Raw genomic sequence first — 11,376 nt, 5'->3', positions numbered from 1 at the left:
CGCCTTGCGTACACTCCGGCGCTAGTTCCCACGGGAGAAGGGCGATGCGCACACGTTCGATGATGCGGTGGACCGGGTTGCTCGGGCTGGCCTTGGCGCTGCCGCTGCAGGCCTGGGCGGCGATGCAGGCCAAGCCGGTGGAATGGCAGGTCGGCAAGGACAGTTTCAGCGGCGTGCTGGTCTACGACGATGCCGACCACGACAAGCGCCCGGGCTTGGTGATGGTGCCGAACTGGCGCGGCGTCAACGACTCCGCGGTGGAGAAGGCCAAGCGCCTGGCCGGCGACGACTACGTGGTGCTGGTGGCCGACGTCTACGGCAAGGGCAAGCGACCGGCCAACGATACCGAGGCCGGGCAGTTCGCCGGCGCGCTGAAGAAGGACCCGGCGACGCTGCGCGCGCGGGCGTTGGCGGCGGTGGCGGCGCTGAAGGCGCAGGCCGGCAAGGCGCCGCTGGACCCGGCCCGGATCGGCGCGGTGGGCTTCTGCTTCGGCGGCACCACGGTGCTGGAGCTGGTCCGTGCCGGTACGCCACTGGCCGGTGTGGTCAGCCTGCATGGCGGCCTGGCCACGGCGGCGCCGGCTGCCGCGGGCAGCGCCAAGGCGCCGGTGCTGGTGCTCAACGGTGCCGACGACAAGAGCGTGAGCCGCGACGACATCGTCGCCTTCGAGCAGGAGATGAACGGCGCTGGCGCCGACTGGCAGTTCGTCAACTTCAGCGGCGCCGTGCACTGCTTCGCCGAAGCCGACGCCAACAGCCCGCCGGGCTGCCAGTACAACCCGCGCGCCGCCAAGCGCGCCTACCGGATGCTCGAGGACTTCTTCGAGGAGCGGTTCGGGCGGGAGTAGGGAGTTGCCTCCGGGATTCGGGAGGTGCCTTGCGCTGCGCGCTCGGCGGGATTGGGGATTGGCAAGAGCGGTACATCGCGCTTTGCCAATTTCCCTGCGTCATCAGACCTAAGGCGTGTGCGCCGTTGACTTGGTCTGTGAGCCAGCAGTGCGTCGGATCTCAGACAAGCCGCTTTTAACGAATCCCCAATCCCGATTCCCCAATCCCTCCGGCGCGCCCAGCGCGCCGGATCAATGCTTCCGCGACACCGCGTAACGCGCCAGCCCACGCAGGGCGGCCACGGCCTCGTTCTCGGGCAGGCCGTCCAGGGCGCGTTCGGCGGCGGCGGCATAGTCGGCCGCGCGGCGGCGGCTGTAGTCGATGCCGCCGCTGGCCTCGATCGCGGCCAGCACCTCCGGCATCGCGCTGGCGTCGCCCTGTTCGACGATCTGGCGCAGGCGCGCGCGGGTGGCGTCGTCGGCATGCGCCATGGCGTGGATCAGCGGCAGCGTGGCCTTGCCCTCGGCCAGGTCGTCGCCCAGGTTCTTGCCCAGGTCGGCGGCGTCGGCGGTGTAGTCGAGCACGTCGTCGGCGATCTGGAACGCATAGCCCAGTTGCATGCCGTAGTCGTAGAGGCGCTCCTGCACCGCCTCGCTGGCGCCGGAGGCCAGCGCGCCAAGCCGGGTGCCGGCGGCGAACAGCACCGCGGTCTTGCGTTCGATCACGCGCAGGTAGGCGGCCTCGTCGGTGTCCGGGTTGTGCACGTGCAGCAGCTGCAGCACCTCGCCCTCGGCGATGCGGTTGGTGGTGTCGGCGAGCAGGCGCATCACCGCCATGCTGTCCAGCTCCACCATCAGCTGGAAGCTGCGCGAGTACAGGAAGTCGCCGACCAGCACGCTGGGCGCATTGCCCCACAGCGCGTTGGCGGTGCTGCGGCCGCGGCGCAGGTCCGACTCGTCGACCACGTCGTCGTGCAGCAGGGTCGAGGTGTGGATGAATTCGATGATGGCCGCCAACTGGTGCTGCATCGGCCCACCGGCGCCGCAGGCGCGGCCGGCCAGCACCACCAGCATCGGCCGCAGGCGCTTGCCGCCGGCGGAGACGATGTGGTCGGCGATCTGGTTGATCAGCACGACGTCCGAGGCCAGGCGGCGGCGGATCAGGGCGTCCACCTCGGCCATGTCCGGCGCGGCGAGCATCTGGATCTGGGGCAGGCCCAGGGCGGAGCTGGGGGATTCGGCGATGCTCATGCGGACAGGACTGGAAACGTGCGCAAAGTATAGGCTGCGCGGCCACATCCGTCCCACGGCGGGGCGCCGCCAGTGCCTGAACGCTTGCCCCAGCTGGCTTTGCAACGCCCGGCGGGGTGCGTGCAGGCAGGATTCCGACAGGCCGATGCGGCGTTTTCCGGGGCACCGGCGGGCGCCTGGCGCAGGCCGGCCAAGCCCGGCGATGTTAGGATTGCTTCCCGAAATCTTCTTTACCGCTCTGCGCGCCCCCGGCCCGCGGAGACCCCAGACGGAAGCAGCTCATGGCCCGCGGCATCAACAAAGTCATCCTCGTCGGCAACCTCGGCAACGATCCCGACACCAAGTACACCCAGGCCGGCATGGCCATCACCCGCATCAGCCTGGCCACCACCAGCGTGCGCAAGGACCGCGACGGCAACCAGCAGGAACGCACCGAGTGGCATCGCGTCGTTTTCTTCGGAAAGCTGGGCGAAATCGCCGGCGAGTACCTGCGCAAGGGCAGCTCGGTCTACGTCGAAGGCTCGATCCGCTACGACAAGTACACCGGTCAGGACGGCGTGGAGAAGTACTCCACCGACATCGTCGCCGACGAGATGCAGATGCTTGGCGGCCGCGGCGAGGGCGGTGGCGGCGGCATGGGCGGCGGCGATCGTCCGCAGCGCTCGGCACCGCCGCGCCAGGAGCGTTCCGGCATGGGCGGTGGCGGTGGTGGCGGGCAGGATTACGCGCCGCGCCGGCAGCAGCCGGCCCCGCAGCAGTCGGCGCCGATGGACGACTTCGCGGACGACGATATTCCGTTCTGATTTTCAGTCATTGCCTGATGTCGATCAGCCCCAGTCAGCCGCCGTGCTTGCTGGGGCTTTTTGTTTTGCACGCGGTGTGTTCTTTGCTGCTGGCTCGGCATCGATCTTCTGCCTGGAGAGGATGGGCGATGGCGCGGCCACGCATGCGAGGCGATCGATCGACTGAGAGGCGAGGCCAATCTTCGGCGCGCTTTTGTTGTGTCCAACGACGACACGAGACCAGGCGCGATCGATCGATTGGGGGCATGGAACATCGTCTTTCTCCAAGCTTGGAGAATGGGGGACGAAGTGAGCCTGCACGCGCGAATGCTCCGCTCTTTTCGCCTTCGCGAAATCAGATTGATCTTCAGGCGTGGTTTCGCGCGGCCGCCTGCGCAACGCCGTAGCGTGGCTCTTCGAGCGAGTCCATGCTGTCGCTCACGACAGGCCGGCGCGACCGGAACGGATCAAGTGCCGTAGGAGCGGCTTTCAGCCGCGACGGCTTTCCTGTGAGCCTGTCGCGGCTGAAAGCCGCTTCTACGAAAAAGCGCATTGGCTGCGCTCGCCTCACCACAAATATCCGCGTCGCATGAATGCGCGTGGCAGCGTGGCTGGGATGCGCTGAAGCTTCCCTCCGAACCCGCCATCCCAGCCGCCTTGCAGGCAGTCCAGTGCGCTAGCGCAAGGCGAGCCACGGTTTCACCGGCTTCTCGCCATGCTCCCGTGCATGGGTGTGCTCACGCTGCTGCAAGTCTGCTTTCGCTGTGCATCGACGTGTCTACCGTCATGCACCTCCCGAACATGCCACCCCCGCATGCAGTGATCCGCAAGACGGACGTTGTGCCCTGCAGCATGGGTTTTCGTGCACCGCGTCTTGCAAAAAACTCATTTCCTCCCGTATGGTTCAATCGATTGAATCGCGGCGATTCAGCAGCGTTTGACACCGGTTGGGAGGCCGGAAGGTGGATGTCTATCCATTCGATCGGACCGGCGCCGGCCTCGGGGTTCACGCGGCGAGACGCGCTGCGCATGGCGGTCGCCGGGAGCCTTGGCCTTGGTGCGGCGGGCATGTTTTCGGCACGCGCTGCGGCCACGCCGCTGAAGGGCAACCTGAAGCAGTCCGTCGCCCGCTGGACGTTTCCGCAGCTGTCGACCGCCCAGCTGTGCCAGGTGGTGAAGGGCATCGGGTTTGCCGCCATCGATCTGGTGGGGCCGGCGGATTGGCCCACGCTGAAGGCGCATGGCGTGCACAGCGCCATGTGCAATGGCGCGGAACTCGGCCTGGACAAGGGCTTCGCCGGCAGCCAGTTCCATGATGCACTGGTCGAGCGCTACACGCGGCACATCGATCTGGTGGCCGATGCCGGCTATCGCAACCTCATCTGTTTTTCCGGCAACCGGAATGGCATGGATCCGCAGGAAGGCATGGCCCACGCCGAAGCCGGGCTCAAGCGCATCCTCGGCCATGCCGAGAAGCGCGATGTCGTGCTGGTGATGGAACTGCTGAACTCCAAGGTCGATCACCCCGACTACCTGTGCGACCACTCGGCCTGGGGCGTCGAGTTGTGCCGGCGGATCGGCTCGGACCATTTCGGCCTGCTCTACGACATCTACCACATGCAGATCATGGAGGGCGACGTCATCGCCACCATCGGCAAGCATCACGCGTGCTTCAAGCATTACCACACCGCCGGCGTTCCGGGCCGGCACGAGATCGGGGACGCTCAGGAGCTCCACTATCCCGCCATCTGTCGCGCGATCCGCGACACCGGTTTCGATGGTTATCTGGCGCAGGAATTCGTTCCTGCGGCGCCGGATCCCGTCGGCTCGCTGCGCGAGGCGATCCGCCTCTGCGACGTCTGAAACGCTATCCACCCAGGTGAAGTAGAACCCATGGCAGACAATCATTACGACGCCATCGTCGTTGGCTCGGGAATCAGTGGCGGTTGGGCGGCGAAGGAGCTGACCGAGAAGGGGCTCAAGGTCCTGATGCTGGAACGCGGACGCAACATCGAGCACGTCAAGGACTACGTCAACGCGATGAAGGAGGCGTGGGATTTCCCCCACCGCAACCGCCCCACACAGGCGATGAAGGCCGATCACCCGGTGCTGATGCGCGACTACGGCCTGGTCGAGAACCTGCAGGGGATGTGGGCCGACGAGAAGGAATCGCCCTACACCGAGATCAAGCGGTTCGACTGGTTCCGCGGCTATCACGTCGGCGGCCGCTCGCTGATGTGGGGGCGGCAGAGCTATCGCCTGTCGGACCTGGATTTCGAGGCGAACCTCAAGGATGGCATCGCCACCGATTGGCCGATCCGCTACGCCGACATCGCGCCCTGGTACGACCACGTGGAGAAGTTCGCCGGCATCGCCGGCACGCGCGAGGGGCTGGACGTGTTGCCGGACGGCCAGTTCCTGCCGCCGATCCCGCTGAACATCGTCGAGAAGGACGTCGCCGCGCGGATCAAGAAGGCCTTCGGCGGCACCCGGCACCTGATCCACTCGCGCACCGCCAACATCACCCAGCCCAAGGTCGAGCAGGGCCGGGTCAACTGCCAGTACCGCAACAAGTGCATCCTGGGATGTCCCTTCGGCGCCTATTTCTCGACCCAGTCGGCCACGCTGCCGGCAGCGATGAAGACGGGCAACCTGACCCTGCGGCCGTTCTCGATCGTCAAGGAAGTGCTCTACGACAAGGACCGCAAGCGTGCGCGCGGCGTGGAGATCATCGACGCCGAAAGCGGGCAGACCTACCAGTACACGGCCAAGGTCGTCTTTCTCAACGCGTCCTCCTTCAACTCGACCTGGCTGCTGATGAATTCGGCCACCGATGTCTGGGACGGCGGCCTGGGGTCGTCGTCCGGCGAGCTCGGGCATAACGTGATGGACCATCATTTCGGCGCCGGTGCCTCCGGCCGGGTCGAAGGCTACGAGGACAAGTACTACTTCGGCCGTCGCCCCTGCGGGTTCTATATCCCGCGGTTCCGCAACATCGCCGCGGACCGGCGCGGCTACCTGCGCGGCTTCGGCTACCAGGGCGGCGCCAGCCGCACCGGCTGGTCGCGCGAGATCGCCGAACTGAACATCGGCGCCGACCTGAAGGAGGCGCTGACCCTGCCGGGCGACTGGCGCATCGGCATGACCGGCTTCGGCGAGATGCTGCCGCACCACGACAACGCGATCCGCCTGGACCCGCAGCGCAAGGACAAATGGGGGCTGCCGGTGCTGGCGATGGACGTGGCCATGCGCGAGAACGAAAAGGCCATGCGCAAGGACATGGCCGCCGATGCCGCCGAGATGCTGGAGGCGGCCGGCGTCAAGGACGTGAAGATGCACGATTCCGACTACGCGCCGGGCAAGGGCATCCACGAGATGGGCACCGCGCGCATGGGCCGGGACCGCAAGAACTCCGTATTGAACCAGTACAACCAGGTGTGGGACGCGCCGAACGTCTACGTGACCGACGGCGCCTGCATGACCTCCAGCGCCTGCGTGAATCCGTCGCTGACCTACATGGCGCTGACCGCACGTGCCGCCGATCATGCGGTGCGCGAACTGAAAGCGGGGAACCTGTGATGGAACGTCGCGAACTGCTGAAAATGATCTTCGCCGCCACGGGCGCGGCCATGGTCGGCCTGCCCGCGCTCGTCCATGCCCAGGCGCCGGCTGCGGGAGCGAAGGCGCTATTCTCCGCCGCCGACATCGACACCCTGGACGAGATCGCCGAGACCATCCTGCCGCGGACCAGGACGCCCGGGGCGAAGGACGCCGCCGCGGGCGCGTTCATGGCGAAATTCGTCGCCGACTGCTACACCGCCCGGCAGCAGGCGACGTTCCGCGCCGGCCTGGCCGAGATCGACAAACGTGCCGGCGGTCGCTTCGTCGCGCTCTCGCCGCAGGCGCGCACCGAGTTGCTGCGCGCGCTGGATGCGGAGGCCAGGACACATGCCGTCGACGTGACCGACACCGGCACCGCCGAAGCGGCGGACGCGATGCCGCATCCCTTCACGATGCTCAAGCAGCTGACCATCTTCGGCTTCTTCACTTCCGAGATCGGTGCGACCGAGGTGCTGCGCTACGTTGCCGTGCCAGGCCGCTACGAGGACATCACCTATGTCCCTGGCACGCCTGCCTGGGCAACCAGCTGATGGACCGCCACGCTTCGCCATGCCTTCCTTCCCTGGAAACACGATGACCAGATCCCTGTTGATGGCGGCCTGCCTGCTGGCCGCGGCGCCTGTCTTCGCGCAGGCCGACGCCGACCCCGCACGCGATCCGACCAGGACCGAAGTATGGAAGCCGGTGCCCGCAATGGTGGCCACACCCGCGGGCCGCGCGCCTTCCGACGCGATCGTGCTGTTCGATGGCAGGGATCTGTCGGCCTGGGAGTCGGAGCAGGGCGGACGCGTGCCCTGGAGCGTCGCCGACGGCGCGATGACCGTGGTGCCGGGCAGCAAGGGCATCCGCACCAAGCAGAGCTTCTGCGACATCCAGTTGCACGTGGAGTGGCGCACGCCCACCGCGACGCGCGGATTCGACGGCCAGCAGCGCGGGAACAGCGGCATCTTCCTGCAGGAGCGCTATGAGTTGCAGGTGCTGGACAGCTACGACAACCCGACCTATGCCAACGGCCAGGCCGGTGCGATCTACAAGCAGGCCATTCCGCTGGTGAACGCCTCGCGTGCGCCGGGCCAGTGGCAGGCGTACGACATCATCTGGAAGGCGCCGCGCTTCTCGCAGGGCGGCGGACTCACGTCGCCCGCCCGCATCACCGTCCTGCACAACGGCGTGCTGGTGCAGAACGACACGGTGCTGTCGGGCAAGACCGAATACATCGGCGCGCCGTCGTATGCGCCGCATGCCTGTGCGCCGATCCTGCTGCAGGAACACGATTCCAAGGTCAGCTACCGCAATATCTGGGTGCGCGAACTGTAGCGCCGGCGCGCGGCCGGCGCCGGTCGCCCTACTGCGCCAGGAAGCTGGCGAGGTCGTCCACTTCCTGCTGCGACAGCTGCGAGAACGGCGGCATCAACCCGCCGCCGTTGCGGATCTTCTCCATGATCTGCGCGGGCTGCAGTCGCTCGCCCACGTCGGTCAGCGCGGGGAAGGTGGGCGGGACGCCGGCGCGCGTCGCGCCGTGGCAGGCCGTGCAGTGGTTCGCGTAGAGCTGCGCGCCGGCCGTCGGGTCGCCCTTGGCCCACGCCGTGCTCGCAAGCGTCGCCCCCAGCAGCACCACGGTCATCGTCAGGATCCTGTTCAAGCCGGACTCCTTCGCTGACTAGCGCGGCATAGGGGCAGGCAGGTGTTCGCGCAGGTACGCCGCCCCGGTCTTGACGACGGTGGCCGGGTCGCGCGGCTGGTCGTGCTCGATGATGTACCACTGCACGCCGCTGCCCGCCGCGGCAGGCAGGATCGCGTTCCAGTTCAGCACGCCCTTGCCGACCGCGGCGAAGCCGCCTTCGTCTTCGGCCTGGCCTTTCGGTGCGTTGTCCTTGGCGTGGACCGCGAACATGCGGCCCTTGAACTTGCCCAGCATCGCCGCCGGGTCGTAGCCCGCGCGCGCGACCCAGGCCAGGTCCAGTTCGGTCTGCAGATCGGGGCCGGCCGCGGCGAACAGCAGTTCCAGGCCGGTCTTGCCATCGAAATCGACCAGCTCGAAGTCGTGGTTGTGATAGGCCAGGCGCATGCCCTTGGCGCGCGCCCGCGTCGCGAGCTGGCCCAGTTCCTTGCCCAATGCGGTCCAGCCCGCGGCATCGGTGGGGCGCTCCTTCTGGTCCAGGTAAGGCACCACCAGCGTGGTGTTGCCGATCGAGCGGTTGAAGGCCACCGCACCGTCCAGGTCCTTGCGCAGGTCGGCCAGCTGCACGTGCGAGGAGATCGCCTTGATCGCATACTTGTCCAGCAACTGCTTGAGTTCCACCGCGCTCACGTTTTGCGTGCCGACCGTTTCCACCGCGCCCACCCCCGCGTCGTGGACGATCTTCAACTGCTGGTCGAGCGAGCCGGCGTTGCGCAGCGTGTACATCTGCACCGCGATGGGCGCCTGCTGGCCTGTGGTGTCGCGTGCGAAGGCGGGCAGGGCAATCAGGAGCAGCAGTGCGAGGGTCGTGGTCCTGCGTGTCGGTGTGTTCATCAAGAAGTCCTCCCGGGAGTCAGTCGATGGATGTCCAGCCGCGTGTCCTGGCCGATGCGATGACGCGATCGACGATCAGCGCCGAGCGCACGCCGTCCTCGAAGGTGGGCAGGCCGTCCGGCCGCTCGCCTGCGATCGCGCGGTAGGTGTCGGCGACGAACGCCTCGAAGCAATCGCCGTAGCCCTGCGCGTGCCCGGCCGGCAGCGTCGCCAGCCGGCGCTGTTCGGCACTGCCGGCACCCGGCCCGCGCACGAAGATCTCCTCGCGCTGGTCCGGCCGGCCGATCCACAGCCGTTCGGCGTCCTCCTGGTCGAACGCGACGCTGGCTGTGGCGCCATCGATCTCGAACCAGAGGCGATTGCGGCGTCCCGCCGAGACCTGGCTGACCGTCAACGACGCCAGCGTGCCCGCGCCGGTTCTGAGCAGCGCCATGGCCACGTCTTCGCTCGCGACCGCCTGCATCGCGCCGCCCGCGGCCGGCGTGGTGAAGCTCTGCCCGGTGTTGGTGCCGCGCTCGGCGATCACGGTCGCGAACGCCGCGCTGACCTCGGCGAAGCGCTCGCCGCTCACCCATTCCACCAGGTCGCACCAGTGCGAGCCGATGTCGGCGAACACGCGCGACGTGCCGCCCAGCGTCGGGTCCACGCGCCAGTTGTTGCTGGCCGGGTCCAGCAGCCAGTCCTGCAGGTAGCTGCCGTGGATCAGCCGCAGCGGCCCCAGTTCGCCCTGGGCGATGCGGGCGCGCGCCTCGCGAACCACCGGGTGGTAGCGGTAGACGAAGGGCACCGTGGCGACCAGCCCGGTCGCGCGGGCCAGGGCCGCCAACGCCCGCGCGTCCTCCAGCGTCGTCGCCAGCGGCTTCTCGCAGATCACGTGCTTGCCGGCGTCCAGCGCCGCCTGCGCCATGGCGCGGTGCAGATGGTTGGGCGTGCAGACGTGCACGACCTGCACCTGCGGATCGGCGACCACCTCTTCGAGATCGCGATAGGCATGCGGGACATCCCATGCCTGCGCCACCTCGCGTGCGCGCTGCGGGGACGAGGCGGCGACGCCGCGGACCGCGGCACCGGCCAGCAGTGCCGCGCGGCGGTGCACGGCCCCGATCATGCCGGTGCCGACGATGGCGATTCCAAGCTTGGGCATCGGTGGGATCCTCACGGTGCGGAGGGCGCGGCCGCGACGGCGGGCCGGTCGCGGAACAGCAGCAGGAAAGCGACCAGCACCACCAGCGCCACGCCGGCCGGGAACAGCCAGATCTGGCGCCAATCCGGGCCCGCCGCGGTGGTGTAGTGCTCCACCACCGCGCCGGACAGGAAGGTGCCGATCAACATGCCCACGCCGTACGTGGCCAGGGTGATGAAGCCCTGCGCGCTGCTGCGCGCGGCGGGGCCGGCATGCGCATCGGTATAGATCTGGCCGGTGACGAAGAAGAAGTCGTAGCAGATGCCGTGCAGCACGATGCCGATCACCAGCAGGGAGAAGCCGCCGCCCGCATCGCCGAAGGCGAACATCGCATAGCGCAGCACCCACGCCGCCATGCCCACCGCCAGCATCGTCTTGACCCCCAGCCGCACGAACAGGAACGGCATGGCCAGCATCAGCAGCACTTCGGACACCTGGCCCAGCGACTGCAGGCCGGCCGCGCCGCGCACGCCCAGATCATTGAGGTAGGGGTTGGTGAAGTTGTAGTAGAACGCCAGCGGGATGCAGATGGCGATGGACGCCAGGAAGAACACCAGATAGGAGCGCGACTTGAGCAGTCGCAGTGAATCCAGCCCCAGGATCTGCCCCAGCCCGGCGTCGCGCTGTCGCGCCAGCGGCGGCGTGTGCGGCAGGGTGAAGGCATACAGGCCCAGGGCCAGCGACGCCATCGCCGCCATCCGGAAGGTCAGCTCGAGCCGATGCGCCTGTTCCCAGCCCAGCCAGCCGATCAGTACGCCGGCCACGATCCAGCCGACGCTGCCGGCGACCCGCACCGGCGGAAACTGCTTTTCCGGCGCTTGCATGTGCCGCATCGCCACGCTGTTGGCCAGTGCCAGCGTCGGCATGAACAGCAGCATGTAGCCCATCACGCAGGCGAAGAACACGCTGAAGTCCGTCGCCGTGGATGCCAGCCACATGAGCACCGCACCGGCGAGGTGCAGCACCCCCAGGATGCGCTGCGCCGCGAAGTAGCGGTCGGCGATCAGGCCGACCAGGAACGGCGCGACGATGGCGCCGATGGACTGGCTGAGGAACGCCGTCGCCACCTGGCTCGCGCTGGCGTGCAGCGGTCCCTGTACCAGGTAGGTCCCCAGGGTCACGAACCAGGCGCCCCAGATGAAGAACTGCAGAAACATCATCGCGCCCAAGCGCGACATGGTGTGCGTCATGGCGTCC

Annotated in this window: 11 protein-coding genes; 6 read left to right on the top strand and 5 right to left on the bottom strand. The window is 67.9% G+C overall.

Annotation, left to right across the window (positions count from 1 at the left end; translation table 11 throughout):
* Positions 1-44 precede the first annotated feature (44 nt).
* Complete coding sequence (locus tag PG878_RS13575) at positions 45-848, top strand: dienelactone hydrolase family protein (protein ID WP_209031720.1); 804 nt, start codon at positions 45-47, stop codon at positions 846-848.
* 231 nt (positions 849-1,079) lie between these two features.
* Here the strand turns inward: PG878_RS13575 and PG878_RS13570 are convergent, their stop codons facing one another.
* Positions 1,080-2,078: a polyprenyl synthetase family protein gene (locus tag PG878_RS13570; protein ID WP_209031721.1), complete on the bottom strand. Its 999-nt coding sequence runs from the start codon at positions 2,076-2,078 to the stop codon at positions 1,080-1,082.
* 281 nt (positions 2,079-2,359) lie between these two features.
* On the opposite strand from PG878_RS13570, the gene PG878_RS13565 reads away from it, so the two are divergent.
* From PG878_RS13565 to PG878_RS13545, 5 genes are all read left to right on the top strand, one after another.
* Complete coding sequence (locus tag PG878_RS13565; RefSeq protein ID WP_209031722.1) at positions 2,360-2,881, top strand: single-stranded DNA-binding protein; 522 nt, start codon at positions 2,360-2,362, stop codon at positions 2,879-2,881.
* A 945-nt stretch (positions 2,882-3,826) separates the two neighbouring features.
* Positions 3,827-4,723, top strand: coding sequence for a hydroxypyruvate isomerase family protein (locus PG878_RS13560; protein ID WP_209031723.1), 897 nt, complete (start codon positions 3,827-3,829; stop codon positions 4,721-4,723).
* Between the two features lie 30 nt (positions 4,724-4,753).
* The gene (locus PG878_RS13555) at positions 4,754-6,439 is read left to right on the top strand and encodes a GMC oxidoreductase (protein WP_209031724.1); all 1,686 of its coding nucleotides are present in this window, start codon (positions 4,754-4,756) and stop codon (positions 6,437-6,439) included.
* Entirely contained in the window at positions 6,439-7,011 is a 573-nt protein-coding gene (locus PG878_RS13550) for a gluconate 2-dehydrogenase subunit 3 family protein (RefSeq protein WP_209031725.1), read from the top strand. The genes PG878_RS13555 and PG878_RS13550 overlap by 1 nt, the downstream gene beginning before the upstream one ends.
* Before the next feature lie 43 nt (positions 7,012-7,054).
* Positions 7,055-7,798, top strand: coding sequence for a 3-keto-disaccharide hydrolase (locus tag PG878_RS13545; RefSeq protein ID WP_209031726.1), 744 nt, complete (start codon positions 7,055-7,057; stop codon positions 7,796-7,798).
* A 28-nt stretch (positions 7,799-7,826) separates the two neighbouring features.
* On the opposite strand, the gene PG878_RS13540 is transcribed toward PG878_RS13545, so the two are convergent.
* Genes PG878_RS13540 through PG878_RS13525 form a run of 4 tightly spaced genes read right to left on the bottom strand, consistent with a single transcriptional unit; the run spans position 7,827 to position 11,369 of the window.
* Positions 7,827-8,105, bottom strand: a complete 279-nt coding sequence (locus PG878_RS13540) for a c-type cytochrome (protein ID WP_209031727.1) — start codon at positions 8,103-8,105, stop codon at positions 7,827-7,829.
* A gap of 36 nt (positions 8,106-8,141) precedes the next feature.
* Complete coding sequence (locus PG878_RS13535) at positions 8,142-8,996, bottom strand: sugar phosphate isomerase/epimerase family protein (RefSeq protein ID WP_209031728.1); 855 nt, start codon at positions 8,994-8,996, stop codon at positions 8,142-8,144.
* A gap of 19 nt (positions 8,997-9,015) precedes the next feature.
* Positions 9,016-10,140 carry a Gfo/Idh/MocA family protein gene (locus PG878_RS13530; RefSeq protein ID WP_209031729.1) on the bottom strand — a complete coding sequence of 375 codons (1,125 nt, stop codon included), beginning with the start codon at positions 10,138-10,140 and terminating at the stop codon, positions 9,016-9,018.
* A gap of 11 nt (positions 10,141-10,151) precedes the next feature.
* Positions 10,152-11,369 (bottom strand): nucleoside permease, encoded by a 1,218-nt coding sequence (locus tag PG878_RS13525; RefSeq protein ID WP_209031730.1) that lies wholly within the window; start codon positions 11,367-11,369, stop codon positions 10,152-10,154.
* Positions 11,370-11,376 lie beyond the last annotated feature (7 nt).

It is taken from the genome of Xanthomonas hawaiiensis, assembly GCF_031834635.1.
Taxonomy (GTDB): Bacteria; Pseudomonadota; Gammaproteobacteria; order Xanthomonadales; family Xanthomonadaceae; genus Xanthomonas_A; species Xanthomonas_A sacchari.
This window is presented reverse-complemented; position numbering and strand designations above follow the sequence as displayed.